This is a genomic window from Cupriavidus sp. WGlv3 (assembly GCF_023952475.1).
In the GTDB taxonomy this organism is placed as follows: domain Bacteria; phylum Pseudomonadota; class Gammaproteobacteria; order Burkholderiales; family Burkholderiaceae; genus Cupriavidus; species Cupriavidus phytorum.
The window spans coordinates 1-25,242 of sequence record NZ_JALHRX010000004.1 but is presented as its reverse complement, the minus strand read 5'-3'; the positions used below and the strand labels follow the sequence as shown (position 1 = coordinate 25,242).

The following is a 25,242-nucleotide window of genomic DNA, read 5'->3' as shown; positions in this document are numbered from 1 at the left end:
GGGTTCCCCGACCCGTACCACGAGATTGATGCCACACACCGAAGACGCGCTGCCCGAGCACGAAGCCTCAGCCATTCATGAACCGCGCCTGTGGCGCGACAAGGGCTGGACCGCCCGCGTGATCAAGAACGAGGATGGCGAAGGCTGGGCGGTCGAGATGATCCGCGACGGCAGCGCCGAGCCGGCGCTGGTCGGCCCCTGGACCATGGGGCGCAACAAGGTCGATCCCAAGCCGCTCGATGCCACCGCGCACCAGACCCTGGTCAAGACCGCGTCGGAAGTGATCCGGCGCCACGAGCAGCAGCTGCACGCGCAGCTGAACAAGCAGGTCAGCATCGAAGCCGAAGCCGGCAGCGTGACCGTGAAGCTGGCGATCACGCCCGATGAGTTCGAGCCCTTCGGCACGCTGACCGCCGAGGACGCCTTCGGCGAGGTTGTCGCCACCATCAAGGTGCGGCCAGACTTCCGGCTGACGCGCGACAGCGCCGAGCGCTGGGCCGCCAGCGGCTTCGACAAGATTCGCTAGCCAGCGCGGTTACTTGCGCAGCCGCAACAGCTCGGCGTAAGAGACCAGCTTGCTTTTCTCCTTGGCCAGCGTTTTGGTCTTGGCAGCGGGGCGCTTCGGCTGGCCGCGCTCGAATTTGGCGGCGGCGCGTTCGTCTTCGCGCGCATAGGTGCGCGCGGACCTGGCTTCGGCCTTCAGCCGTTCCGCTTCCAGCCGCGCGGCGCTGCGTTCCTCGCGCGCGATATCCTGCGCGGCCGACATGATTTCGGCCCTAAGCAGGTTGCGCCTTTGCCTGGCGGCGGCACGGGCCGCCTGCAACTCTTCCTTGCGCTGCCGTAGCCAGTCCCTGCGGTTTACCGGCGCGGGCCTGGCTTCGGCCGGCACGCTCAGGCGCAAGGCACGGCTAAGGGAGACCTGGTCGGTCCGCCGTGCGCGCGGCGGCTCTTCCTTCGCTTTACTCACGCTGCATGACTCTCCTGGCACCACACGGGTGCCGCCTGCGTCTCGTCCCTGGATGTCGTTGAAACTAATCACCAACCTTACCACAGCGACAAAACGCGCTTGCCCGGTTTCCATGTTTCGAATATATTCGAAACATGGAAACCGATGACGCCCTCACCGCCCTTGCCGCGCTCGCCCATTCGATCCGCCTGGCCGTGTTCAGGCTGCTGGTGCAGGCGGGCCCGGCCGGCTTGCCCGCCGGCCGGATCGCCGAACGGATGGAGATCCCGGCGTCCTCGTTGTCGTTCCACCTGAAAGAACTGCACCGCGCCGGCTTGCTGAGCAGCCGCCAGGACGGTCGTTCGATCATCTACATGGCGCATTTCGACACCATGAACGGCCTGCTGGCCTACCTGACGCAGAACTGCTGCGGTGGCAATCCTTGCTCGCCGGTGTCGCCCTGCTCGGTCGCTTCACCGTCCTGATACTTCCCGACCCGGCCTCATGACTACCAACGTATTGATCCTTTGTACCCACAACTCGGCGCGCAGCGTGCTGGGCGAAGGGATGCTGAACCACCTGGCGCGACACGCCGGCCGCGATGTCCGCGCCTATAGCGCGGGCAGCGCGCCCAGCGGCCGCATCAACCCGTTCGCCATCGGAGCACTTGGCAACGCCGGCGTCGAGGTGGGCCACCTGCGCAGCAAAAGCTGGGACGAATTCGCCGGCGACAACGCCCCGCCCATGCGTATCGTGATCACGGTGTGCGACAGCGCGGCGGAAGAAGCCTGCCCGTACTGGCCCGGCAGTCCCGTAAAAGTGCATTGGGGCTACCCCGACCCCTCCCGCACGGAAGGCAGTGACGACAACAAGCGCCAGGCCTTCGAGCTGACCCGGCAGGCCATCGCCTACCGCATGCTGCAGCTCTTGCTGCTGCCGCTCGACGACATGAGCAACGCCGAGCTGGAACAGGCGCTGCAGCGCCTGGCGCGGAGCTGAACCATGGCCAGCCAGCAAGTCGCCGCATCGACCCCGGCCGCCGCCGCGCCGGCCATCGGTTTCTTCGAGCGCTACCTGACCATCTGGGTGGCACTGTGCATCGTCGCCGGCATCGCGCTTGGGCAGATGCTGCCCGGCGTATTCCAGGCGATCGGGCGGATGGAATACGCGCAGGTCAACCTGCCGGTCGGCCTGCTGATCTGGGTGATGATCATCCCGATGCTGGTCAAGATCGATTTCGGCGCGCTGGCGCAGGTGAAATCGCACTGGCGCGGCATCGGCGTGACGCTGTTCATCAACTGGGCGGTCAAGCCGTTCTCGATGGCGCTGCTCGGCTGGGTCTTCGTGCGCCACCTGTTCGCGCCGCTGTTGCCGGCCGACCAGATCGACAGCTATGTGGCCGGCCTGATCCTGCTCGCCGCCGCGCCATGCACGGCGATGGTGTTCGTCTGGAGCCAGCTGTGCAAGGGCGACCCGTACTTCACACTGTCGCAGGTGGCGCTGAACGACGCCATCATGGTGGTGGCGTTCGCGCCGGTGGTGGCGCTGCTGCTCGGCCTGTCCGCGATCACGGTGCCGTGGGATACGCTGCTCACCTCGGTGGCCCTGTACATCGTCGTGCCGGTGATCCTCTCGCAGGCGCTGCGCAAGCTGTTGCTGCGCCGCGGCGTGGCGCATTTCCAGCGCGTGGTCCGGAGCCTGGGGCCGTACTCGATCACCGCGCTGCTGCTGACGCTGGTCCTGCTGTTTGCGTTCCAGGGCAAGGCCATCCTCGAGCAGCCGCTGGTCATTGCACTGCTGGCGGTGCCGATCCTGATCCAGGTCTTTTTCAACTCGGGGCTGGCCTACCTGCTCAACCGCAAGCTCGGCGTTGCGCATTGCGTTGCCGGTCCGTCCAGCCTGATCGGCGCCAGCAACTTCTTCGAGCTGGCCGTAGCCACCGCCATCAGCCTGTTCGGCTTCCAGTCCGGCGCGGCGCTTGCCACGGTGGTGGGTGTGCTGATCGAGGTGCCGGTCATGCTGCTGGTGGTGGCCATCGTCAACCGGTCGCAGCGCTGGTATGAGGCCGGGGCCCGCTAGGCAGCCAACCACGAGGCCAACCGTGGCGCGGCGTGCGGACCTTGCTTGCGCCGGTTTCATCACGCCGCGTCGCGTCCGGCCCACGGCGCTCCACCGGACATGCGTGCGATGACGCACAGACCAGAATCTGCCAGCCATTAATCTCGATGCCATGAACACGCCATCACTTCGAATGGCGTGCACCGGTCTCTCAGGAGCATCGGATGGATCGATTTTACTTGTTGGACGCCTCGTTCTGCCCGAGCGTCGACCAGGGTCGCACTCCCATTTACGTCAGCTCGCCCGAGCGCGCCGTGGCGTCGCAGATGACCGCATTCACCGCGGCGCTGCAAGCGTGTACCGGCCAGTCGTTCCATCGTTACGGCGCGCTGCACGATTACTCGGTACGGGAATACCAGACCTTCTGGCGCTGCTTCCTGCAGTGGTCACAGGGGCTGGCGTGGTCCGGCAGCCCCGAGCCGGTCTGCGTCGGCGACGATTGCGAGCATGCCCGCTTCTTCCCGAACCTGCTGCTGAACTATGCGGACAACCTGCTAGGGCTGGAAGTCGCGGGCCCGGACGCACCGGCGCTGACCGCCTGCCACGCCGATGGCCGGCGTGAACGCCTGACCCGCGGCGAACTGCGCGAGCGTGTCGCGCGCGCGGCACATGCCTTGTCGCAGCTGGGGCTACGCGAAGGCGACCGCGTGGTCGGCGTGATGCGCAACGACGCCGAGGCCATCGTCGCCGCGCTGGCGGTGACCGCGCTCGGCGCCACGCTGTCCACGGCCGCGGCCGAGATGAGCATCGAGACCCTGCTCGATCGCTTCGCGCCGCTGGCGCCGCGGCTGCTGCTCGCGCACACCGCGCAGCGCGCCTTCGACACCGGCGTCCCGCTGGCGGACAACGTCGCCGGCGTGGCTGCCGCGCTGCCTTCGCTGCAGGGCATCGTCCAGCTCGACGACGGCACCTTGCCGGACACCGTCAGCCTGCCGGTCCATGCGCTGGCGGACCTGATCGGCCGTGGCGATGCGGAGCAGTTTTCCTTCCAGCGCTTTCCGTTCAACCATCCGCTCTTCATCATGTTTTCGTCGGGCACCACCGGCAAGCCCAAGTGCATCGTGCACGGCGCCGGCGGCAGCCTGCTGGAGCACGTGAAGGAGCACCGGCTGCACTCCGACCTGCGGCCCGGCGACCGCATGTACTTCCACACCACCTGCGCGTGGATGATGTGGAACTGGCAACTGTCGGCGCTGGCGTCCGGGGTCGAGATCGTGACCTATGACGGCCCGATCGCCACGGTCGACGCGCTGTGGCGCCTGGTCGCGGACGAGCGCGTCACGGTGTTCGGCACCAGTCCCGCCTACCTGAAGATGTGCGAGGACGCCGGCCTGGTGCCCGGCCAGCAGTTCGACCTGGGCGCACTGCGCGCGCTGATGTCGACCGGATCGGTGCTGTTCGATGCGCAGTTCGAATGGGTGCGCGATCACGTCAAGGCGCTGCCGCTGCAGTCGATCTCCGGCGGGACCGACATCCTCGGCTGCTTCGTGCTGGGCAATCCAAACCTGCCGGTCTATGCGGGCGAAGCCCAGTGCAAGAGCCTGGCGCTCGATGTGCAGGCGTGGGAACACGGCGCGCCCACCAGCGGCATCGGCGAGCTGGTGTGCGCCAACCCGTTCCCGTCCCGCCCGCTGGGCTTCTATGGCGACGCGGACGGCCAGGGCTTCCACAAGGCCTACTTTTCGGCCAATGCCGGGGTCTGGACCCACGGCGACCGGATCGAGTTTCCGCCCGAAGGCACGGCGCGGCTGCATGGCCGGTCCGACGGCGTGCTCAATGTGCGCGGCGTCAATGTCGGGCCGGGCGAGATCTACCGGGTGCTGCGCGATATCCCCGAGATCCGCGAGGCGATGGTGGTCGAGCAGCGCGCGCGCACGGCACCACCGGACCGCACCCATGCGGAGCGGTACGACCAGCGCATGGTGCTGCTGCTGGTGTTGCAGGACGGCGTCGCGCTGACCGGCGCGCTGGCCGCGCGCGTGCGCCGCGACCTGGCGCGCCGCGCCTCGCCAACCCATGTGCCCGACCGCATCCTGGCCGTGCCGGCGCTGCCGGTCACGCACAACGGCAAGTTCTCCGAAGCGGCGGCGCGCAATGCGGTCAACGGACTGCCGGTGGGCAATACCGCGGCGTTGCGCAATCCGGACTGCCTCGACGCCATCCGCAGTCATCCGGGCCTGAACCTGGCCTCGCGCGAATTGCCCACCCCCGGCACGTCGCGCGAGCAGCTCGAACGCCATTTGCAGGCCCTGTGGGAGCGCTTGTTCGACTTCGCCCCGATCGGCCGCGACGACAACTTCTTCGACCTCGGCGGCCATTCGCTGCTGGCCGCGCGGTTGCTGGCGGACGTTCACCAGTCGACCGGCCGCACGATTCCGCTGGCGACGCTGCTGTTTGCGCCCACCATTGCCGGCCTGGCCGCGGCGATCGACGAAGCCGCGTCCCCGCGGCCTTCGCCCAACCTGGTGCCCGTGCGCAGCGGCACCGGCTCGCCGCTGTTCCTGGTGCACGGCGCGAGCGGCTCGGTAATGGAGTGCTGGGCCATGGTCAACGCGCTGCGCACCTCGCGCCCGGTCTATGGGCTGCAGGCGCGCGGCCTCGATGGCGAACAGCCGACGCAGCGGCGCGTCGAGGACATGGCGGCGAGCTACATCGAGCAGATCCGCACCTTGCAGCCGAGCGGTCCATACGCGCTGGCCGGCTATTCGTTCGGCGGGCTGGTCGTGTTCGAGATGGCGCAACAACTGACTCGCGCCGGCGAGCAGGTGGAGCTGCTGTGCCTGCTCGACACCTATGTCTGCGAGCATTTCCTGCCATGGCGCACCTGGATGCGCTACTGCTGGAACTATCCCGGCTGGCAGCTGCGCAAGCTGCGCGCGGTGCCGGCGGCACAGCGCGTGCGCTATCTGAAGTACGCGCTGCGCCGGGCCGCAGAAGGTGTCGGCATGCGCCGCGGCGGCATCACCTGCAAGCCCGACGCGTTTACCGACTCGCTGCCGCCCGCACTGCGGCTGGTGCGCGAGACCATGGTGCGCGCCATGACGACGTATCGACCGCGGCCGTACCACGCGGGCCCGGTGCTCTATCTGCGCGCCGCGGTCAGGCAGCAACAGCGCGGCGATCCGCTGTCGTTGTGGCGGCGCGTCGCGCTGGGCGGCCTGACCATCGCCGAGGTGCCCTGCAGCCATTTCGACCTGGTCGTCGAACCCAACCTGCAAGCGGTGGCGGCGATCCTGGACGAAGGGCTGGCGGGCGCGTGACGCCGCGGACATGGCACGGCATGCAGCATGATGGCCTTGCAGCACAGGGCGCGGGAGCTACCGCGCCGCTCGTGCTGCCGCAACCGGAGCGCCTCGCGTTGCCGGCCGGCGCGGTACAGGTATGGAGGCTGGATGACGCGCAGGTCGATCCGGCATGCACGCGGCTGGCCCAGACGCTTGCGCCGGACGAGCGCGCACGCGCCCTGGCCTACCGGCACGCCAGGCATTGCAATGGCTATATCGCCCGGCGCGGGCTGCTGCGCTGGCTGGTCGGCGGCTATCTGCACTGCCGGCCCGAGGCGCTGCGCTTCACGGTGTCGGCCTTCGGCAAGCCGGTGCTGCAATGGCCGCAGGCAAGGCTCGCTTTCAGCGTGTCCCACACCGACGGCCTGGCGCTGCTGGCCTTCGCCCGGGATTGCCGCGTCGGCGTGGACGTGGAGCGGCGTGCCGGTGGCCTGGACATTGCAGAGATCCCGGGATTTGGACGCGGCATATTTTCCGCGCAGGAAGCGCAGCTCCTCGCGCGCGCGCGGCCCGCGTCGGCCGACGCGCTGCTGGGCATCTGGACGCGCAAGGAAGCGCTGCTGAAAGCGCTCGGCACCGGCCTCTCGGCCGATCCCACCGCGTACACGACGGAAGACGACTGGCGGCGCGGCGCGGGCCATTGGCTGGCTTCGCACCTCGGCACCCCCATATCCGGCTGGACCTGCCTGGACCTGGATGCCGGTGCCGGGTTCCGGGCGGCGCTGGCCGTATCGCTGCCGGACGCAAGTGTCACGTGGCACCGCTGCTGACCAGTCCTGCGGCTCGGCAAGGGTCGGGCCACGTAACGCGTTACGTTACACGTAACGCCTGCCGCCCTGATGCCAGCCATGCGCGCGGGCCGGTCCGCATGGGCCGTCCTGCCGCAAACCCGCGGCCCGCCTGGGTCGCGGCGCTGACCGGGAGCGCACGCCCGGGGCCCGCCGGAGTTGGCATCCCCTTTGCTGATTCCGGTGAAAGGCGTTGGCCACGAAGCCAATGCCGGACCAACCGGAGCAAGGAATGAGCTGGACTAACCGTGGAACGCCGGCCTCGACGCAGGTGCTGGAGTACGGCGGCGAGGCACATGCCGTGGTCATCGACGACATGCCGATGTACCGGCACGGCATCACGCGCCTGCTTGGCGAGATGCCAGGCATCGGCCGGGTGGAACCGGTGGAGACCGAGGCCCTGGCGGCGCGCAACCTGCGCTTGCCGGCGCCGGCGCTGCTGGTGTTCGGCATGCCGCCGGACCTGGCCGAGGGCTGGAACCAGCTGCGGCTGGCCAGCCGGGTGCTGCGGCCGCGGCGCCTGCTGCTGATCTCGGACAATATGTGGCTGCGCCTGCCGCCCGGCCTGGACCCGCGCTTTGCCCGCACCCTGTGCCGCTCGGCATCGTCGGCAACGATCGAACGGGACGTGCGCGCGCTGCTGGACCTGCCGCTCGCCGCGCCAGCCCGGCCGGAGCCGGACGCGGTGCCCGCCGGCTTCCGGCGTCCCTTTCACGCGTTCGCATAAGCCGGCGCTAGTCGGACCTATCGCGCCGGCGAGATCCTGTGCACCTGCGCCGTGGCACCGCCGCGGCGCGCGAACGTGCCGGCGTTCTCGTTCTCGCCGTAAAAGAAGGTCGGAGCGGGAGCGAGATGCCTCAGGAACGGCTGGAACTCGCGGCTGCCGATGCAGATCTTGGACCGTTCCGAGGCCGCGCCCAGCAGCACCTCGCGTGCCGCGTGGTCGGCCCGGTCCATGCCCACGGCGCGTGCGCGCTGGTCGGTCAGGTCATCGTCGACCAGCACATAGCGCCCCGGCAGCAGGTGCGACAGCATGAAATCGCTCAGCGCTTCCTGGACCGATATCGACAGGCCGAACAGGCGCCGGGGCATGTTGGCGGGATTGATGCCGCCCCAGTCATAGGTGCCGCCGTCGCGGTTGCGGCGCGGGTTCACGGTGAATTTCGACGACATCGTTCCGATCGCCATGACGTGCACATCGGCGAGCGAGCGCAGCAGGGAATACTGCGCCTCGTGCACAGCCAGCAAACCCGGCGCATTGGCGTAAAGGCCGCCATCGACGAACTGGTTGTGGTTGAACGTGTAGCGCGCGAAGTAGGCCGGCGCGGCACTGGTCGCCATTGCGATATCCGCGATGCGGAACTTGTGGTCGCGCTTGAAATTGACGTGGTGCGGCGTCTTGAATATCTGCGGCCGCCCGGTGGAATAATTGATCGCGGGAATGACTACCCGGTGCGCGCAGGCGCCGAGCAGGCGTTCGCCGAACAGATGCTCGGCGCAGAGCAGTTCCAGCAGCCGGCGCGACCCGAACGGCGCGCGCCAGATGCCGGCAAGCGACCAGCGCCGCTGGAAGATCTGCTCGCCATGCCGCGTCAGCAGGTCGACGATGCGGCTTGCCGGCAGCTCCAGCGCCAGGGCCAGTGCGATGACCCCGCCGATCGAAGTCCCGGCGATCAGGTCGAACCGGGTCGCAATCGGGGCCCCGATCTCCTCCTCGAAATCGGCAAGCAGCCTGGCCGTGTACAGCCCGCGAAAGCCGCCGCCCGAGAGCGCGAGAATCTGAAACCGGTCCGGAGCCGACTCGTCCAAGGATTCCCCCCCGCTGCCGTATGAACTGTCGCCGCACGGCCGCAAACCTTTGTGAGGTCGCGTGGCAATGCAGCATCCATACTAGGCGACGGCAGCGTGTTTTTACAGAAACGCCGTGGGCGATGTAGCCCCATCATGCAGGCATTTAGATGGCATTTCATTCTGATTTGCACGACGGCACTGTCATGCGCCATCGGGTCCGCTCCGGCCGCGTCGCGCCGCGAACGCCAGGCCTGGCATGCGAGACCATCCATGCGATGATGGGCAGGTCCCGGCCAGCCTAGCCCCCCATGCCCGACCGCATTCCCCGCTCGTCCCCGGTGCAACGCGCGCTCTCCATCCTGCGCGCGCTTTCCGATCCACAGGTGCGGCGCCTTTCCGATGTCGCGCGCGCCACCGGACTCGACCCGGCAACGACATCGCGCCTGCTGGAAATGCTGGTCGCGGAAGGGTTCGCCACGCGCGATGCCCAGCGGCGCTTCGGCATCGGCGCCGAAGTCTTCCAGCTTGCCGACGTGGCCCAGCGCCGCGTTGACCTGCGCGCGCTGGCCCGGCATAGCCTGGAACGGCTGGTGGAGGAATTCGAGGACACCGCCGTGCTGACGGAAGCCAGCCGCGGCGAATCGGTCTGCACGCAGATCGAGCTCGGCACCTTCGCGATCCGCGCCAACTATGTCGAGGTCGGTACGCGCCGGCCGCTGGGCGTGGGCGCGGGCAGCATGGCGGTCCTGGCCTGGTTGCCGCCGACAGAGCGGGCCAGGCGGTTGCAGCAGACCTCGCGCCGGCTCGCGGCCTATCCGCGGCTGACGCCGGAACTGATCGCCAGGGAGGCGGAAGCCGCGCGCGAGCGCGGCCATGTGATGTTCCTCGACTGGGTGGTCGAGCACATGGGTGGCATCGCGGTGCCGATTCTCGACTACGAAGGCCAGCCGCTCGGCGCGCTCAGCATTGCCGCGCTGAGCGAGCGGCTGCGCGCGCGCGAAGCCCGTCTTGCCAGGCGCCTGAAGGATGAAGCGCGCCGCATCAGCAGCGCCTGGACCCGGCGCGCCGGACCGCGCTAGCGCTTCAGGCCGCCGGCCCGCGCAGCAGGCCGGCGAGCGCATCGGGAAGGTCCAGTTCGAAGCGCAGCACCGCGCTGGCCAGCGCCTTGCCGTAATTGTCGAGCGCCAGGCTGCGCGATACGCCGCCGCCCAGCGCGCCGTGCGCGACAAAGTTCAGCACCTGCAGGCCGTCGACGGCATAGCGCTCCACCTCTCCCGTAATCACGCCGCCGAACAGTGCCTTGAACGCCGACGCGGTGAGCTGCGCTTTCAGGTAGGGATAGAACGCCGGGTCATAGGCGATCACGGCCGTATTCGAGGTGTTGCCCTTGTCGCCCGACCGGGTATGCGCGACGCGCCGCAAGCAAACGATCATGGCTGGCCCTCAGAGAAAGTGGATGCGGGACTCGACCTGCGCGCGCGGCACCAGGGCCGACCACACGCCGATGATCTCGCGCGTGCGGTCCTGGTGCGGCACGCGCTTGCCGGTCGACGCCAGTCCGCAGACCGCCATGCTGTCGATCTCGCGGCCGACCTTGGCGGCCTCTTCGCGCGTGCGGGTGCGCGCGGCCACGCGCACGGCAATCTCGTTCGGCTCGCACGGTGGCATCGGCGACGCCGCGCCATGGATGGCGTTGACGCCGAGGAAGTCGATGCGCAGTTCTTCCGCCTGCAGGTTCGCCAGCGCAAAGCGCTGCTCCAGGATGACGCGCGCCAGCTCGGCCTTGGCCAGGCAGCCGGGCCCGGCATAGAAGAACATGTCCTCGCCGATAAAGCCCTCGGTGCAGCCCAGCGACACCTTCAGCGTGCCGGTGCGCGGCGCGCCGCGTACGCCGCCGATGCGCACCTGGTCCGGCCCGACCTGCTCGAGCACGGCGGTGGTGAAATCCACCACCACGTCCGGCGTGATATAGCGGGCCGGGTCATGCACCTCGTAGAACATCTGCTCCTTGATGGTCTGCAGGTCGATGCGGCCACCGGTGCCGGCCACCTTGCCGATCACCGCATTGCCGCGCGCATCGACCTCGGCGATGGGAAACGCCAGGTTCCAGGGCTCGGGCACATCCTTGTAGCCGGGATCGCCGAAGTACCCGCCCGTTGCCTGCGCACCGCATTCCAGCAGATGGCCGATGGCGCTGCCGCGCGCCAGCAGGTCCACGTCGCGCGCATAGTCCCAGCCAAAGGCATGGATCATCGGCGCCAGGAACAGCGACGGGTCTGCCACGCGACCCGTCACGACGATCTGCGCGCCCTGCTCCAGCGCCCTGACGATGGGCAGCGCGCCCTCGTAGGGCTCGGCGGAAATCAGCGTGCCGCGCAGCGACGCGACCGGCGCCCCGCTCTCGAGCAGCGCCAGGTCCTGGCCGCAGATCGTCGGCGTGAGGTCAGTGGTGGTGATGGCGGCGATGCGGGGCCTCGGCAGCCCCAGTTCCTCGCAGATCTCTGCGATGCGGCGGGCCGCGCCAAGCGGATGGATCCAGCCCTGGTTGCTGATGATGCGCGTGCCATTGGCCAGGCAATGCGGCAGCACCGCGCGCATGCGCTCGTCCAGGTAGGTGTCGTAGCCGGCGAAGGTGGGATCGCGCCGCTTGCGCACTTGCGCCGCCGAGACTGTCGCCTCGGCCATGGTTTCGAAGCACAGATAGTCGAGCCGGCCCAGGCGCGCGCTGAGGGCGGCCGGTTCGACGCGGTCGCCCCACCAGCCGGAGCCGGAGCCGACGCGCAGCGTGGTCTTGGTCATTGGCATTGTCAGGAAGTCGGAGGACACCCTTACTGGGGCTGGATACCGGCCTGGCGGATCACGCGCGACCACTTGTCGTGGTCCGCGCGGATAATGGCCGCGAAGGCAGCCGGGTTGTCGCCGCCCGGCATGGCACCGAGCTGCTCGATGCGCTGGCGCACCGCCGGCTCGGCCAGCACGCCGGCCGCCGCCTTCTGCAGCCGCGCGACGATCTCCGGTGGCGTGCCGGCCGGCGCGAGCAGGCCAAACCAGGAATTCACCACGTAGCCCGGCAGGCCGGATTCCTGCACCGTCGGCACGTCAGGCAACACGGGCGAGCGCTGCGGGCTGGTCACGGCGAGGGCCCTGACCTTGCCCGCCCGGATCTGCGCCAGCGCTGAAGGCAGGTTGTCGAACATCAGCTCGACCTGCCCGGCCAGCAGGTCCGTCATCGCGGGCGCCGCGCCCTTGTACGGCACATGCTGAATCCTGATGCCGGCCATGCTGGCAAGCAGTTCGCCTGACAGGTGCGGCGAGCCGCCAGCGCTGGTCGACGCGTAGTTGATGCGACCGGGCTCCTTCCTGGCCAGCGCGATCACGTCCGCCACCGATCGCACCGGCTGCGCCGCATTGGTCAGCAGCACATTGGGCGAGTTGGCGACCAGCGTCACCGGCGCGAAGTCCCTGGCGGCGTCGTAGGGCATGCGCGCATACAGGTAGGCGTTGGTTACCTGCGTGCCAAGCGTGCCCATCAGCAGCGTATAGCCGTCGGGCGCGGCGCGCGCCACCGCTTCCGCACCGAGGTTGCCGCCCGCCCCGGGACGGTTCTCCACCACGACACCCTGTCCGAGCACCTCGCCGAGCCGGGCACCGACCACCCGCGCCAGGATATCGGTGGTACCGCCGGGCGTGAACGGCACCACCAGCCGCAATGGCCGCGCCGGATATTCCGCCGCGCCTGCCGCCGGCGCCCATGGCAGGCAACACACCGCAACCACCAGCGCCAGCCGGCGCAGTCCTTTGGTCCGCATTGCTGTCTCCTCGCACTGCGCCGCAGCGCCAGCGCAGTTTCGCCTGATGAAGGTCTTGTGCGAGCGATGTTAGGCAGCCGGCGAAAATGCCGTCAAACTTTTGCAGCTTATTTTCATTGAATGAAAATCCGCGATCCGGAACCGAAGCGTCGAGGTGGCACCGATGCGCTCCACCGCGAATCCAGCCGGCCCGAGGTGACGCCCGCGCCGCAGCGGCAGGCAGCGATTTTTCTAAGCTCGCCGCCCAAAAAGTTTCACTTCCGCTCTAAATCGCAAGCTGTAACCATGCACCCAACTCTGTCCCCGGCCCGCATGGATGGGGAACGCGCGCGGCGGTGGCATCGCCGTTTCCCAAATCACGCGAGCGACGGATGACATGGTGTTCTTGCTGATGCGGCGGCTTCCCGTGCTGGCCATCCTGCTGTGGCTTGGCATCGCCGCGGCCCGGGCAGCGCCGGATCCCGTCGCCGACGCCGAGGTCGCGCCGGTCGAAGTCCGCCTGATGAACCGCCCGATCATGGTGCTGCGTGCAACGCTGGCCGGTGTCACGCCTGAAGTGCGCGCCCGGCGCGCGCGCGACCGCTTCGAAGCCATGACCCCGTCGGACCTGCGCCAGCCCGTGCGCACCAGCCCTGGCGAGCTTGCCGGCCAGCGTGGCGAAGCCATCTATATCGGCGAGCGGCTGCTGCTGGCCGTGGTCGAAGGCGACCTCGATCCCGAGGACAAGGCCGCCTCGCTCGAGACGCTGGTCCGCCAGACGGTCGACAATGTCGGCCAGGCCGTCGCTGCGCGCCGCCAGCAACAGCACTGGCCCACGCTGATTCGCGGCGCCTTGCGCACGGGCGGCGCGCTGGCGGTCGCGGTCTTGCTGGTCTGGGGGTTGACCAAAACCCGGCGCTTGCTGGGGCGCGTGGTGGACGCCTCGCTGCAGCGGCACCTGAAGGCGCGCACCGCCAACGGCTTCGACTGGACCGCCGCGCTCTACCAGCTGACCGACCGCATCGTGCGCATCCTGGCGGTGGCGCTGTTCGCGCTGGTCGCCTTTGTCTGGCTGGAATTCTCGCTGCTGCAGTTTCCGCTGACCCACCCGCTCGGCGCGCGCATGGGTGCATACCTGTGGCGGCTGCTGGAAGGCATCGGCGGCGCCGTGGTCGGCGCCATCCCAGGCCTGCTGGTGGTCGCCATCATCCTGTTCATCACGCGTGGCGTGCAGGTCGTGGTCTCGAGCGTGTTCACGGCCACCGAGCGTGGCAACCTCACGGTGCCGGGCCTGCATCCGGAGACGGTGCCGGCGACACGCCGCCTGGCCGCGGTACTGGTGTGGGCGCTTGGCTTCACCTTTGCCTACCCGTACATTCCGGGATCGCAGAGCGATGTGTTCAAGGGCGTGTCCGTGCTGCTCGGTTTTATGCTGACGCTGGGCTCGGCCAATGTCGTGAACCAGCTGATGAGCGGCATGGTGCTGGTGTATGCCCGCGCGCTGCGCGTGGGCGACATGGTCAGCATCGGCGATACGGTGGGATGGGTCGAGAACCTGGGTCCGCTTTCCGTCAGACTGGTCAACCTGCGGCAGGAACAGGTCACGCTGCCGAACGCGGTGGTGGTCGGCAGCGCCGTGCACAACTATTCGCGCTCCGGGGACATCAACCAGGGCAGCGCCGCGCTGTTGTCGTCGGCGGTGACGATCGGCTATGACACGCCCTGGCGCCAGGTCCATGCGATGCTGCTCAATGCCGCGCGCCAGGTGCCCGGGCTGGACCCGGCAACGGCACCCTTCGTGCTGCAGCGCGGGCTGTCGGACTTCTACGTCGAGTACGAGCTGTTCTTCGCCATCGAAGACCCGCGCCGCCGCTTCTTCGCCCTGTCCACGCTGCATGCCGCGATCCAGGACGAGTTCAATCGCCACAACGTGCAGATCATGTCGCCGCATTTCGTGCTGCAGCCGAAGGAACCGGTGATGGTGCCGACCGAGCAATGGCATGCGCCCCCCGCCACGCCGGCCACACATCAGCGCGGCGAGGGCTGAAGCGCCTGCGCGCGGGGACACGCAATCATCGTTGACGATTCACGCAAGCTTAATGAGCTTATAAGCTGCGCTAATCAGTTCGGCACGTCAAACTTGACGACAATGATGGCTTTATCAACAAGCCGAGAATCCAGGCTTATTGGCATGACGCCATGGTCTTCACAAGGAGTTCCCCCATGACAAGATTCCAGGTCAATGGCCAGCCCCGGGACGTCGACGTACCCGACGAGATGCCGCTGCTGTGGGCATTGCGCGATGAGCTTGGCATGACCGGCACCAAGTTCGGCTGCGGCATGGCGCTGTGCGGCGCCTGCACCGTGCATGTGGACGGCACCGCGATCCGGGCCTGCGTGACGCCGGTCTCCGCCGTGGCGGGACGAGCCGTCGCGACCATCGAAGGCATGGAAGGCGACCGCGTGGGCCAGGCGGTGCAGCAGGCGTGGATCCAGCATAACGTAGCCCAATGCGGCTACTGCCAGGCCGGGCAGATCATGACCGCGGTGAGCCTGCTCAAGACCACCCCGGCGCCGACCGACCGGCAGATCGACGAGGCCATGAGCGGCAATATCTGCCGCTGCGGCACCTATCCGCGCATTCGCGCCGCGATCCGGCAGGCGGCCAGCCGCCTGGCACAGGGGGGCAAGTAAATGGACAACATCGCCCGACTGTCCCGCCGCGGATTCCTGCGCGGCAGCCTCGGCCTGATGACGCTGGCCGTGACCACCGGTGGCCTGGTCACCGTCGCCCGCGCCGCGGATCCAGCGCCAAAGAAGTTCGGCGCCGACTCCATGCCCGGCAGCACCGTCGACAATCCGCTGGCGTTCGTCTCGATCGCCGCCGACGGTACCGTCACGATCGTGGCCCATCGCGCCGAGATGGGCACCGGCGTGCGCACCAGCCTGCCGATGGTGGTGGCCGACGAGATGGAGGCGCGCTGGGATCGCGTCAAGGTGGTCCAGGCCGAGGCCGACGAGACCCGCTACGGCAACCAGAACGTCGACGGCTCGCGCAGCGTGCGGCATTTCCTGATGCCGATGCGGCGTGTCGGTGCCGCGGCGCGCCAGATGCTGGAGGCCGCTGCGGCGGCGCGCTGGTCGGTGCCGGTGTCCGAGGTCCGCGCCGTGCAGCATGAAGTCGTGCACCAGCCCAGCGGACGCCGCCTGGGCTTTGGCGAGCTGGCGGCCGACGCAGCGCGCCAGCCGGTGCCGAAGGGCGATGCGCTCCGGCTCAAGCCCCGCACCGAATTCCGCTATATCGGCAAGAACGCGGTACGGCCGGTCGACCAGGAAGCCATCGGCTCGGGCCGCGCCGTCTATGGCATGGACCTGCGCCTGCCCGGCATGGTGTACGCGGTGGTGGCACGCCCGCCCGTGGTGGGCGGCAAGCTGCGCCGGCTGGACAGCCGCAAGGCGCTGGCGTTGCCAGGCGTATTGAAGGTGGTGGAGATTCCGGCCTTCCAGGGCGCGCCGGCGTTCCAGCCGCTGGGCGGCGTGGCGGTGGTCGCGCGCAACACCTGGTCGGCCATGCAGGGCCGCGCCGCGCTGGAGATCGAATGGGACGACGGCCCCAACGGCAGCTATGACTCCACCGTGTATCGCCGCACGCTCGAGGCGGCTTCGCGCGCGCCGGGCAAGGCGATGCGCAACCAGGGCGATGCGCAGCAGGTTTGGAACAAGGCGCCGCCCGCCGAGCGCCTTGCCGCCGACTACTACGTGCCGCACCTGGCCCATGCGTCGATGGAACCGCCCGTGGCCACCGTGCGCATTCGCGGCGGCAGCGCCGAGGTCTGGACCTCGATCCAGAACCCGGTTGCCGCACAGACTGCCGTGGCCAAGCGCCTCGAGCTCAAGCCCGGCAATGTCAGGGTCAACGTGCTGCTGCTGGGCGGCGGCTTTGGCCGCAAGTCCAAGCCCGACTTTGTCGACGAGGCCGCCATCGTCGCGCAGGCGATGCCCGAGGGCACGCCGGTCAAGCTGGTATGGACCCGCGACGACGACATCCACCACGACTACCTGCACACCGTCTCGGCCGAGCGGCTGGAGGCCGTCATCGACAGGCAGGGCCAGGTAAAGTCCTGGCTGCACCGCAGCGCCGCGCCGACCATCGCCTCGCTCTTCACCGAGGGCGCGAAAGGCCAGCAGATGTTCGAGTCGGCCATGTCGGCGATCAACATGCCCTACCGCATCGACAACGTGCGCGTGGAAACCGCCGAAGTGCCGGCGCATGCGCGCATCGGCTGGTTCCGCTCGGTGGCCAATATTCCGCATGCGTTCGCGGCGCAGTGCTTTATCGCCGAGCTGGCGCACCGCGCCGGCAAGGACCACCGGCAGTTTGCGCTCGACCTGATCGGGCCCGCGCGCAAGATCGACCCCGGCACGCTGGCCGATACCTGGAACTACACCGAATCGCCCGAACGCTATCCGTATGACACGGGGCGCCTGCGCGGCGTGATCGAGGCCGCCACCCGCGGCGCGGGCTGGGGCCGCAAGCTGCCCAGGGGCCACGGGCTGGGCATGGCTTTTTGCTACAGCTTCATGAGCTACACCGCCACCGTGGTCGAGGTGGCGGTCGACGCGAAGGGCGAGGTGCGCGTGGTGTCAGTCGACATGGCGATGGACTGCGGCCCGCAGATCCATCCCGACCGCATCCGCGCGCAGATGGAAGGTGGCGCCATCATGGGCCTGAGCCTGGCGCTGGCCAGCGAGATCACCTTCGACAAGGGCCGCGTGATGCAGAGCAACTTCCACGACTACGAAGTGCTGCGCCATCATGCGTCACCGCGCGTGATCCGCACCCACCTGGTCAACGACAACCACGACCTGCCACCGGGCGGCGTGGGCGAGCCGCCGGTGCCGCCGGTCGCGCCCGCGCTGTGCAATGCGATTTTCGCCGCCACCGGCAAGCGCGTGCGCAGCCTGCCGGTGCGCAAGGTGGCATAGGCAAGGCGCGCCGCGACCGTGGTCGCGGCGCCTTTCAAGCAAGCGCGTCAGGCAGCCCGCGCGGCTTCGGCGCGCGCGGTCAGCCAGGTCAGCAACGCAGCGATCCCCAGCAGCGCAGCACTGGCGACGAAGGTGCTTTGATAACCGCTGCGGTCAAACAGCAGGCCACCCACGGTGGAGCCCAGCGCGATGGCAAGCTGGACCACCGCCACCAATAGGCCACCGCCGGCTTCGGCATTATTCGGGAAGGTCCTGGCGATCCAGGCCCACCAGCCTACCGGCGCCGCCGTGGCAACGAAGCCCCACAGCCCCAGCAACGCAACCGCAGCGGCAGTCTTGGCGCCGAATGCGACCAGTGCCAGCGCAATCGCCGCCATCACTACCGGTATGGCAATCATCGTCGCGTAGAAGCCGCGCCTGAACACCGCGCCGATGGCCATGGTGCCGATGAAACCCGTAACCCCGATCACCAGCAGGATCAGCGACAGCGACGACACATTGACCCGCGTCACCGTCTCGAGAAACGGCCGCACGTAGGTGAACAGCGTGAACTGCCCCATGAAGAACACGCTGGCACCGAGCATGCCCAGCACCACCAGTGGCTGGCGCAACAGTCGCAAGCCGTTGGACGAGCCGTCGAGGGAGCCGTTGGGGGAGCCGCTGCCGCGCGCTGCCACCGGCATCGCCTGCAGGCTGATCCACTGCCACGCAAAAGCGACCAGCGCCACCGGCACCAGGCAGAAGAACGCGCCGCGCCAGCCGATCACCGCGCCCAGGTAGCTGCCCAGCGGCGCCGCCACCACCGTGGCCAGCGCGTTGCCGCCGTTGAAGATCGCCAGCGCGCGCGGCACCTGGCCGGGCGGAACCAGCCGCATCGCCGTTGCCGCCGACATCGACCAGAAGCCGCCCACCACTATGCCGATCAGCGCACGGCCCGCCATGTAGGCAAGGTAGTTGGGCGCGAGCGCAATCACCGCGCCGGAAACCGCCATCAGCGCTGTCAGCCCCAGCAGCAGCGTCTTGCGGTCCATGCTGCCGGCCAGCGCGGAGATAAACAGGCTGGTCACCACGGCAAAGGCGCCGGAGATCGCGATCCCCTTGCCCGCCAGGCCTTCGGTGACATGCAGGTCGGCGGCCATGGGCGTCAGCAGGCTGACCGGCATGAATTCCGAGGCGATCAGCGCAAACACGCACAGTGTCATCGCAAAGACGCCGCTCCAGTGGGCGGGTTGGCGGTCGGCATCGTGCGCGGGGAGTGTCGCGCCCACGGGGGCGTCACAGAGTGGGGTTGTCATGCAGTTCAGGGAGCTCTGGAGGCGCGCACGACGCCCCCGCAGCTCCGTTATCGTCCGGAGCGGCGTGGCCTGAGCGCGGTGTGTGGAAAAAAGTGCCGGAAGCAGCAATGGCGAGGCCGGGTGCCCGGCCTCAGCTTCCCACCCATCTTCGCGCGTGGAGGGGCCAATGACTAGCTAATGAGTACTTAAAGAGGTTATAAGTAACACTAATCAATATGCCGATGGAGACCGACGCATGGTCCGACGCAATCTCAACGACCTGCTGGCTTTCGTGACGGTCGCGCGCGAAGGCAGCTTTACGCGGGCCGCCGCGTCGCTGGGGGTAACACAGTCAGCGCTGAGCCAGGCCGTGCGCGGCCTCGAGGAACGGCTGCGGATCCGGCTGCTGACGCGCACCACGCGCAGCGTCTCGCCCACCGCGGCGGGCGAACGGCTGATGCAGGCCATCGGCCACCGCTTCGACGAAATCGAGGCCGAGCTCGATGCCCTGACCGCCTTGCGCGACAAGCCCGCCGGCACGGTCCGCATCACCTGCGGCGACAACGTGCTGCACACCATCCTGCTGCCACGGCTCACGCCGCTGCTGCACGAATACCCGGACATCAAGCTGGAGTTCGACGTCAACTACGGCTTCCGCGACATCGTGGCGGACCGCTTCGACGCCGGCGTGCGCCTGGGCAACACCATCGACAAGGACATGATCGCCGTGCCCATCGGCCCGCCGCTACGCATGGCGGTGGTGGCGTCGCCCGCCTACTTCGCGGCCAATCCGCCGCCCAAGACCCCGCAAGACCTGATGGCGCACCGCTGCATCAACCAGCGCATGCCCACCTCCGGCGGGCTCTACGTCTGGGACTTCGAGCGGCGCGGCCGCCAGGTGAACGTGCGTGTGGACGGGCCGCTGATCTTCAATACCACGCAGCCGCAGGTCGATGCAGCACTTGCCGGGTTGGGGATCACGCTGCTGCCCGAGGATGAGCTGATGCAGCATATCGAAGCCGGCCGGCTGGTGCGCGTGCTGGAGGACTGGTGTCCGAAGTTCGATGGCTATCACCTTTACTACCCGAGCAGGCGGCAGCCGTCGCCGGCGTTTGCGTTGGTGGTGCAGGTGTTGCGGGGGTAGGGGGGATGTGCTGACGCTTACAGAGGCTTCTCTTTTAGTTGACCCTGCCGGCAATCCACCGGGCCTTCTTCAGTTCTTGGCGCCAGCACCTTTCATACTTCTGGCAACCCACATTCCGCCCCAACAAAAAACCAAGGCTCACCACTTTGTTCTCGAGCGGCAGGACCAATGTATAACATTGCCCCCCAACCGGCATGTTCACGCCGTTTGGATTCCAGGCACATAGGTGAAATGCTTCGAAGGCACGCCGTCCCGAGAGCGAAATCTCACGCACAGTCTCGGTGGCGCCCCCAATCCGCAGAATGCCATTGACATCAAGCCAGTAAGGCACCACTCCTCGGCCGATCGATTGGCAAACCGCAATGGTTTTGCGGCAAACGGTCCCGGTGTCTGATTCGTTGCCTCCTAGCGCGCGCCGTCTTGTCAGCACGATATCGAACAACGCGCCACTATGCTCGGCATCGGACCCAGCAGCCGATATGCTTTCGGCAACCCTCGTATAGTCCCGAGTTGGCACCTCTATTTGGATCGAGTCTCCAGTGAACATGACTACATCTGGTAACGCGCTAGCATTGCCGAGCCCCATCGTCAGCAATAGCGTCAGAGCAACCATCCTCCTCATTCATTCACCTCATCGCCAATGACACAATAGATTCTCTCCGCATGGAGCGCTCGCGCCCACTACTCTTACAGCTTGCTTGGCTGCCGCTTCCGGGAATTCTGCGATGAGATTCTTGTCATTTCCCGTACACCCAACGCTGGCGAAAATACCCGCCGCCTTCGCGTCGGGTGCTTGTTGCGAGCCGGACACCGGCAACGCGTAGAGCTGCAGCGTCGTCATCGGTCATTACCGGAAAAATAAACGGATCGTCGGCGTCGGCGACTGGCGCGCCGGCTTTGATCGCCTCGACCTCTTGGTCCGCGCGGGCGGGATTCAGCTGATACATCCGTTGCTCGAAGCTATCCAGCGACCGGCCCTGCGCCAGTTTCCTGCACATCTGCTGAAAGGCTTCTTCCTGATCGAACCTCGTAATGGCCCCCGCAAGATAGAACCCGGCAAAGGAATCGTGCACATAGTCTTCCAGCAGCACGTCTTCACCCTGTTGCGACAACGCTCCCGAGTGCGACTGGCTACGGAATATGTCCAGGGCCCAACGTTCCCAAGGGTTCAAAGGCAGCCCAGCTTCGGCGTAGATTACCGGGAGCTGGTTGCCACCCGCCCGCTCCTGGGGCGAAAGTGCCAGTCCGCCGCGGTCGGTTCGCATCGCATTGGGCGAGTCGCGCAACTCTAGAAGATGCACATCCCATTTCATGCTCGATTCGGACTCTTCCAGATCCTGCTTTTCCTGTTGATCCGTCGCTGCAGCTGAAATCGCCTTATCGCCTCGATAGGCTATCCGCGAACGCCATCCGTAGTAGAGGCCCATATGCTTGCGCACCAGAGCCTCATAGTCGGTGCAGTCTCCGGCCTGCAAGGTCCGCAAGTAGTTGGTGAAGGCGGACATCAGGGCGGGGTCGACCTCAAAGTCGTCGCGCACCACTTGCTTCATCTTATCTAGGCGAGCTAGCGGGACTCCGGCAACGAGAGCGGCGCGATACATATGCAGGAGTGGAACTTGCGACAGCAGCGCAGCGTAGCCATTGCGCGAACGGCCTTGATTACCGGGCGCGTAGCCGCCACCGACATCGGAATGCACCCCCGGAAACATCCACTCCTCGACATTGCCGCCCACGACCCGTGTCACGGGGAAGTTCATTCGCACCTCATGTGCTGCGATGATGTGCACGGTCTTCTTTACCAAATCCGGCAGCGGTTTGAGAATCTCGGCCGCCCAGCTTGCATGACCGCTAGCCATCCATATACCGAATTGCTCGTGCAGGGATGCAGGTGGCCCCACGGATGCCACCGAGTCAAACAGACCAAGGAATTTGATTTCGGTGTCGATGCCGGCAAACTTCCCGTTCCGCAATGCGTCCTGATACCAGTAGCAGAAGGCCCGCGCTTCCACTGCGCCGCGAGAGAACCCGAATACCGACAAGGTGACCAGCGGGACGGTGGGTAGCCGCTTTGCAATCAGGCGCTCACGCAAAGTCTGCGACAAGCGATCGGTCAGGGGCTTGAACCAGTCGCGTCGCAGGATGGGGGGATCTTCTGGATCCGGCCTGCGGTTGAAGTTGACCTTTTGTTCGTAGTCACGAATCAAACCGGACATCTCTTCGTTGGAGTACAGAGGAAAATCATCGTAGACAGCACGGTGCACTGCGTTATAGACCTGCAGCACCGCCCACAAGATGCGCGCCTGGCCACCCTTGGCGAATGCCTTGCCATCCTCCGTCTCCTGTTCTTCGCCGACTTCGGGAAAAGGTGTACCCACGCCCGGCATGTAGTATCGGAAGTACTGATTGCTAGTCTCCGGACGGTTATCAAGTGCGGGAGGATAAGCCAAATACAACCTAACAACGTTGCTGTGCGAGCGGACCGGCGGGGGTCTCCAGCGACGATTCAAGTGATAGTCCCTCTCCATGTTGTTATTGGTCCCATCGAAAAACAATCCGACATTCACAACGTTGTGGCAGTTCGGAGGAGCGCCGTATTTGAAATGTAGGCAGGACGGGCGATGATCGTCCAGGTAGGTCTCCTCCTCTGATGTCAACTGGCAGTGCTCCGTTGCTGGCGAATAGCTGGTATCCAAGCGCGGAGTTTTGACAGGCTGTTTCATTGACGCACGCCTCCACGTCGTTCACCAGGATCTACCGGGCGCGGGATGGGGTGTTGGCTGCTTCCCGGCCCCGCCCGGGACACCACCACCCTAATCTGATCGTTCGGGAAGAAGTGCACATAGACATCACCCGGCTCGGTGTAAGGATCGACCGGCACGGCTTTCCTGGTTTTCCAGTTGTGCTTGCTGCCGTCGTCGAGGGTCAGGTCGTAATCGATATCGACAGTCAGGCCGGGACGGTATAGCCTGGGTAGGCGAACACAACAGGTGCCAGCGATATCTCCGCCGTAGGCACCGGCGTTTGCGCCAAACGCACCATTTACCTGGAATCCATAAAGATACTGGCTTGTGTGGTTGACCGGGCCGATTGATGCATTGAAGTAGTCCTTGTTCTTGTCTTTGGTAGACAGGTCGCTGGAAGCGCAAGCTGTCAGCGCGGCCATCGCCAGGTTGGTAATAATCACGGTAAGTCGCATCATGGGGATATGCCCTTCGGTTGCGGTCAATCGACGCTCAGGCCGGGGCGATATACCTTTGGCAAACGCACGCAACAACTGCCAGCGTTGCGCCATCCATATGCCCTCGCCCCAGCGCTTGTCGCATTCTCGATGAAGAACATGTATAGGAACTGATCGGTGTGATTCACTGGACCGATCGATGCATTGAAATAGTCCTTGTTCTTGTCTTTGGTAGACAGGCCAGTGGAAGCGCAAGCGGTCAAGGTTGCAATCACCAGGCTGGCGGCAAGCACGGCAAGTCGTCGCATCATGGGCATATGCCTTTTGAGAGAGTGTCTACTTGACTATGATTTTCCCGGATTATCGGCTGTGTGGCTGCCGCTGAGACGCCTGGCTCGTGCCGACACCCGACCAAGGGTTCACTCTGCACGGCGTTGTCGCAAGGCTCTCTCTGCAGTAGGGCGCGGCGAATGCATTGATATCGGTGCTGTTCGTCCGTGACCCCTAGCTGATCGAGCGTGGCAAGGCATTGGCTGGCAATATCGTATTGCTCGATAGGCCTCCGTAACGATTGCACACTGGCCCATGTGCCGGCCAACCTGGCAAGATGGGCATCTGCCTCGCCCCACATGCACATGCGGCTGAACTGAGAAGGGGAAATGCGGAAATCCGTGACGAGTACGTTCGGGCAGGCTGGATCAGTGTCCGGACTGCCGTCGAACGTTTGTAGTTGGCCGTAACGATTTACGATCATCCACGTATCGAGTCCAGCGAACGCGTGGGCGTGCTGTTCCGGCGTTAGCCATTTTTCCGCCGGAGGCCACACTCGCGTATCGCCGAACCGGACCAACCAGCGGCTGCCGTCACCATCTGCAACGCAAGCCAGGCGCAGCAGTTGGGCCTTTACCACTTCAATGGGATAGCGGCTGGCAATAAAGCCGAGGGCGGGCTTGCTGCTGCAGTGCTGTCCTATGCTGGTGACCTGCTGATGCAGGGACGCCATTTCTGCCGACAATGCCAAAAGCGAAGGTGACCACATCCGGCCACTGTCCAGGCCGATCTGATCGGCATAGATGGATGTGGGAGCCTGCCATCCCTCGCGCACGCAGAAATCGACGAAATCCGGCGCGATCAGGCAATCAACGAGTGCATACAGGTGTAGCCGTGGCTCCTGTGCCAGCCGGCGCTGCCATTCTTCCAGCACTTGGTCGGCCAACCGGGGCGAGGTAGGTGCGACCGCGAAATAAACCGAAGGGCTCGTTACGCTGCGATTTCTTGCCATTGATTGCTCCATGAGCAGCAACTAGTCGGTCGATAGCGCATTGGCTTCGTGCATTCACGCCGGCACAAGGGCAGCCCCTGATGCCATGGCTTGGCGCATGCAGTCGAGGCAGAAGTTCGTTGGGAAGGCTGGCAGCTGGTACGGAATATTGGTGTTCCCCTCAAAGATTCTCTGCGCCGCCTTATAGGTAATCGGTCCCGGACATTCGAAGGTAATATTGCCGCCCTCAATCGTGATGGCAGCTCTGCCAGCCGTGGCAATGCGAATCCGCTTGGCCGCGGCAAAGTCCACATTCATGTTGGCCGACACAATGGTCAGGTCCTCCCGCGCCGCCAGCTTCAGCAGATCATGCTGCGACTGGAGATCGATATCGCCCTGACCTGCCGTCAGTTGCAGACAGGCGTTTCCGTCGCCGGCCGAAGACAATCCCGCCGCCACGCCGATCGCCTGACCGGCATGCACGCGCGCCTGCCCAGCGACGGCGACATTGTTGTCCTGGCCGCTGGCCATCACGACGCTTTCCCCACTGGCGATTTGCAAATCCTGTCCCGCCACGATCGCCACGCCAGCCCGGCCGTTGAGGTGGACCATCGGCTCGCCTTGGTGCGGCACCTTTCCCGGCGTGCTGGTATTGCCGCTAGCCGCATCCTCCTTTGCCGCTTC

Annotated in this window: 24 protein-coding genes; 12 read left to right on the top strand and 12 right to left on the bottom strand. The window is 66.4% G+C overall.

From position 1 onward, the window contains the following. The first annotated feature begins 28 nt into the window (after positions 1–28). Positions 29–526 (top strand): hypothetical protein, encoded by a 498-nt coding sequence (locus tag MKD38_RS09045; protein WP_252676045.1) that lies wholly within the window; start codon positions 29–31, stop codon positions 524–526. 9 nt (positions 527–535) lie between these two features. Here the strand turns inward: MKD38_RS09045 and MKD38_RS09040 are convergent, their stop codons facing one another. Continuing rightward, complete coding sequence (locus tag MKD38_RS09040) at positions 536–967, bottom strand: hypothetical protein (RefSeq protein ID WP_252676708.1); 432 nt, start codon at positions 965–967, stop codon at positions 536–538. A gap of 134 nt (positions 968–1,101) precedes the next feature. Between MKD38_RS09040 and MKD38_RS09035 the strand changes: the two genes are divergently transcribed. The 6 genes from MKD38_RS09035 (at position 1,102) to MKD38_RS09010 (ending at position 7,863) form a co-directional block, all read left to right on the top strand. Beyond that, positions 1,102–1,431, top strand: coding sequence for an ArsR/SmtB family transcription factor (locus MKD38_RS09035; protein WP_252676043.1), 330 nt, complete (start codon positions 1,102–1,104; stop codon positions 1,429–1,431). Positions 1,432–1,450: 19 nt separating this feature from the next. Continuing rightward, complete coding sequence (locus MKD38_RS09030) at positions 1,451–1,945, top strand: arsenate reductase ArsC (protein ID WP_252676041.1); 495 nt, start codon at positions 1,451–1,453, stop codon at positions 1,943–1,945. Between the two features lie 3 nt (positions 1,946–1,948). Then, on the top strand, positions 1,949–3,025 hold the full coding sequence (gene arsB, locus MKD38_RS09025) for an ACR3 family arsenite efflux transporter (protein ID WP_252676039.1): 1,077 nt from the start codon (positions 1,949–1,951) through the stop codon (positions 3,023–3,025). 203 nt (positions 3,026–3,228) lie between these two features. Next, the gene (locus MKD38_RS09020; RefSeq protein WP_252676037.1) at positions 3,229–6,324 is read left to right on the top strand and encodes an acetoacetate--CoA ligase; all 3,096 of its coding nucleotides are present in this window, start codon (positions 3,229–3,231) and stop codon (positions 6,322–6,324) included. Between the two features lie 20 nt (positions 6,325–6,344). Continuing rightward, the gene (locus tag MKD38_RS09015; protein ID WP_252676034.1) at positions 6,345–7,118 is read left to right on the top strand and encodes a 4'-phosphopantetheinyl transferase family protein; all 774 of its coding nucleotides are present in this window, start codon (positions 6,345–6,347) and stop codon (positions 7,116–7,118) included. Between the two features lie 250 nt (positions 7,119–7,368). Beyond that, positions 7,369–7,863 (top strand): helix-turn-helix domain-containing protein, encoded by a 495-nt coding sequence (locus tag MKD38_RS09010; protein WP_252676032.1) that lies wholly within the window; start codon positions 7,369–7,371, stop codon positions 7,861–7,863. Between the two features lie 17 nt (positions 7,864–7,880). Here the strand turns inward: MKD38_RS09010 and MKD38_RS09005 are convergent, their stop codons facing one another. Then, positions 7,881–8,945: a CBASS cGAMP-activated phospholipase gene (locus MKD38_RS09005; RefSeq protein ID WP_252676030.1), complete on the bottom strand. Its 1,065-nt coding sequence runs from the start codon at positions 8,943–8,945 to the stop codon at positions 7,881–7,883. Between the two features lie 290 nt (positions 8,946–9,235). Between MKD38_RS09005 and MKD38_RS09000 the strand changes: the two genes are divergently transcribed. Then, positions 9,236–10,006, top strand: a complete 771-nt coding sequence (locus MKD38_RS09000) for an IclR family transcriptional regulator (protein WP_252676028.1) — start codon at positions 9,236–9,238, stop codon at positions 10,004–10,006. Between the two features lie 4 nt (positions 10,007–10,010). Here MKD38_RS09000 and MKD38_RS08995 read toward each other — a convergent pair whose 3' ends face one another. Genes MKD38_RS08995 through MKD38_RS08985 form a run of 3 tightly spaced genes read right to left on the bottom strand, consistent with a single transcriptional unit; the run spans position 10,011 to position 12,736 of the window. Further along, entirely contained in the window at positions 10,011–10,361 is a 351-nt protein-coding gene (locus MKD38_RS08995) for an AtuA-related protein (protein WP_252676026.1), read from the bottom strand. Between the two features lie 9 nt (positions 10,362–10,370). Then, on the bottom strand, positions 10,371–11,726 hold the full coding sequence (locus MKD38_RS08990; protein WP_252676024.1) for an acyclic terpene utilization AtuA family protein: 1,356 nt from the start codon (positions 11,724–11,726) through the stop codon (positions 10,371–10,373). 29 nt (positions 11,727–11,755) lie between these two features. Continuing rightward, a complete protein-coding gene (locus MKD38_RS08985; RefSeq protein WP_252676022.1) occupies positions 11,756–12,736 on the bottom strand; it encodes a Bug family tripartite tricarboxylate transporter substrate binding protein in 981 nt (326 codons plus the stop codon). A gap of 376 nt (positions 12,737–13,112) precedes the next feature. On the opposite strand from MKD38_RS08985, the gene MKD38_RS08980 reads away from it, so the two are divergent. The 3 genes from MKD38_RS08980 (at position 13,113) to MKD38_RS08970 (ending at position 17,701) form a co-directional block, all read left to right on the top strand. Continuing rightward, positions 13,113–14,762 carry a mechanosensitive ion channel family protein gene (locus MKD38_RS08980; RefSeq protein WP_252676020.1) on the top strand — a complete coding sequence of 550 codons (1,650 nt, stop codon included), beginning with the start codon at positions 13,113–13,115 and terminating at the stop codon, positions 14,760–14,762. Between the two features lie 176 nt (positions 14,763–14,938). Further along, a complete protein-coding gene (locus tag MKD38_RS08975; protein WP_252676019.1) occupies positions 14,939–15,409 on the top strand; it encodes a (2Fe-2S)-binding protein in 471 nt (156 codons plus the stop codon). Then, positions 15,410–17,701 carry a xanthine dehydrogenase family protein molybdopterin-binding subunit gene (locus MKD38_RS08970; protein ID WP_252676017.1) on the top strand — a complete coding sequence of 764 codons (2,292 nt, stop codon included), beginning with the start codon at positions 15,410–15,412 and terminating at the stop codon, positions 17,699–17,701. A 47-nt stretch (positions 17,702–17,748) separates the two neighbouring features. Here the strand turns inward: MKD38_RS08970 and MKD38_RS08965 are convergent, their stop codons facing one another. After that, positions 17,749–18,996, bottom strand: coding sequence for an MFS transporter (locus tag MKD38_RS08965; protein WP_252676014.1), 1,248 nt, complete (start codon positions 18,994–18,996; stop codon positions 17,749–17,751). A gap of 235 nt (positions 18,997–19,231) precedes the next feature. On the opposite strand from MKD38_RS08965, the gene MKD38_RS08960 reads away from it, so the two are divergent. Then, on the top strand, positions 19,232–20,119 hold the full coding sequence (locus MKD38_RS08960; RefSeq protein WP_252676013.1) for a LysR family transcriptional regulator: 888 nt from the start codon (positions 19,232–19,234) through the stop codon (positions 20,117–20,119). A 34-nt stretch (positions 20,120–20,153) separates the two neighbouring features. On the opposite strand, the gene MKD38_RS08955 is transcribed toward MKD38_RS08960, so the two are convergent. The 6 genes from MKD38_RS08955 to MKD38_RS08930 form a co-directional block, all read right to left on the bottom strand. Continuing rightward, positions 20,154–20,666, bottom strand: coding sequence for a hypothetical protein (locus MKD38_RS08955; protein ID WP_252676010.1), 513 nt, complete (start codon positions 20,664–20,666; stop codon positions 20,154–20,156). Between the two features lie 190 nt (positions 20,667–20,856). Next, a complete protein-coding gene (locus MKD38_RS08950) occupies positions 20,857–22,839 on the bottom strand; it encodes a T6SS phospholipase effector Tle1-like catalytic domain-containing protein (protein WP_252676007.1) in 1,983 nt (660 codons plus the stop codon). Beyond that, a complete protein-coding gene (locus MKD38_RS08945; protein WP_252676005.1) occupies positions 22,836–23,345 on the bottom strand; it encodes a DUF3304 domain-containing protein in 510 nt (169 codons plus the stop codon). Before MKD38_RS08945 ends, MKD38_RS08950 begins: the two co-directional genes overlap by 4 nt. Next, on the bottom strand, positions 23,342–23,608 hold the full coding sequence (locus MKD38_RS08940) for a DUF3304 domain-containing protein (protein ID WP_252676002.1): 267 nt from the start codon (positions 23,606–23,608) through the stop codon (positions 23,342–23,344). The genes MKD38_RS08945 and MKD38_RS08940 overlap by 4 nt, the downstream gene beginning before the upstream one ends. Then, positions 23,605–24,579 carry a DUF4123 domain-containing protein gene (locus MKD38_RS08935; protein ID WP_252675999.1) on the bottom strand — a complete coding sequence of 325 codons (975 nt, stop codon included), beginning with the start codon at positions 24,577–24,579 and terminating at the stop codon, positions 23,605–23,607. The genes MKD38_RS08940 and MKD38_RS08935 overlap by 4 nt, the downstream gene beginning before the upstream one ends. 54 nt (positions 24,580–24,633) lie before the next feature. Further along, the coding region (locus tag MKD38_RS08930; RefSeq protein WP_252675997.1) for a DUF2345 domain-containing protein at positions 24,634–25,242 on the bottom strand (609 nt) is incomplete at its 5' end.

Bases quoted from the DNA above. Each gene is read 5' to 3' on its own strand.
- MKD38_RS09045 (WP_252676045.1), top strand. From the start codon at position 29: ATGCCACACACCGAAGACGCGCTGCCCGAGCACGAAGCCTCAGCCATT.
- MKD38_RS09035 (WP_252676043.1), top strand. From the start codon at position 1,102: ATGGAAACCGATGACGCCCTCACCGCCCTTGCCGCGCTCGCCCATTCG.
- MKD38_RS09030 (WP_252676041.1), top strand. From the start codon at position 1,451: ATGACTACCAACGTATTGATCCTTTGTACCCACAACTCGGCGCGCAGC.
- arsB (WP_252676039.1), top strand. From the start codon at position 1,949: ATGGCCAGCCAGCAAGTCGCCGCATCGACCCCGGCCGCCGCCGCGCCG.
- MKD38_RS09020 (WP_252676037.1), top strand. From the start codon at position 3,229: ATGGATCGATTTTACTTGTTGGACGCCTCGTTCTGCCCGAGCGTCGAC.
- MKD38_RS09015 (WP_252676034.1), top strand. From the start codon at position 6,345: ATGCAGCATGATGGCCTTGCAGCACAGGGCGCGGGAGCTACCGCGCCG.
- MKD38_RS09010 (WP_252676032.1), top strand. From the start codon at position 7,369: ATGAGCTGGACTAACCGTGGAACGCCGGCCTCGACGCAGGTGCTGGAG.
- MKD38_RS09000 (WP_252676028.1), top strand. From the start codon at position 9,236: ATGCCCGACCGCATTCCCCGCTCGTCCCCGGTGCAACGCGCGCTCTCC.
- MKD38_RS08995 (WP_252676026.1), bottom strand. From the start codon at position 10,361: ATGATCGTTTGCTTGCGGCGCGTCGCGCATACCCGGTCGGGCGACAAG.
- MKD38_RS08990 (WP_252676024.1), bottom strand. From the start codon at position 11,726: ATGACCAAGACCACGCTGCGCGTCGGCTCCGGCTCCGGCTGGTGGGGC.
- MKD38_RS08985 (WP_252676022.1), bottom strand. From the start codon at position 12,736: ATGCGGACCAAAGGACTGCGCCGGCTGGCGCTGGTGGTTGCGGTGTGT.
- MKD38_RS08980 (WP_252676020.1), top strand. From the start codon at position 13,113: ATGGTGTTCTTGCTGATGCGGCGGCTTCCCGTGCTGGCCATCCTGCTG.
- MKD38_RS08975 (WP_252676019.1), top strand. From the start codon at position 14,939: ATGACAAGATTCCAGGTCAATGGCCAGCCCCGGGACGTCGACGTACCC.
- MKD38_RS08970 (WP_252676017.1), top strand. From the start codon at position 15,410: ATGGACAACATCGCCCGACTGTCCCGCCGCGGATTCCTGCGCGGCAGC.
- MKD38_RS08965 (WP_252676014.1), bottom strand. From the start codon at position 18,996: ATGACAACCCCACTCTGTGACGCCCCCGTGGGCGCGACACTCCCCGCG.
- MKD38_RS08960 (WP_252676013.1), top strand. From the start codon at position 19,232: ATGGTCCGACGCAATCTCAACGACCTGCTGGCTTTCGTGACGGTCGCG.
- MKD38_RS08955 (WP_252676010.1), bottom strand. From the start codon at position 20,666: ATGTTCACTGGAGACTCGATCCAAATAGAGGTGCCAACTCGGGACTAT.
- MKD38_RS08950 (WP_252676007.1), bottom strand. From the start codon at position 22,839: ATGAAACAGCCTGTCAAAACTCCGCGCTTGGATACCAGCTATTCGCCA.
- MKD38_RS08940 (WP_252676002.1), bottom strand. From the start codon at position 23,608: ATGATGCGACGACTTGCCGTGCTTGCCGCCAGCCTGGTGATTGCAACC.
- MKD38_RS08935 (WP_252675999.1), bottom strand. From the start codon at position 24,579: ATGGCAAGAAATCGCAGCGTAACGAGCCCTTCGGTTTATTTCGCGGTC.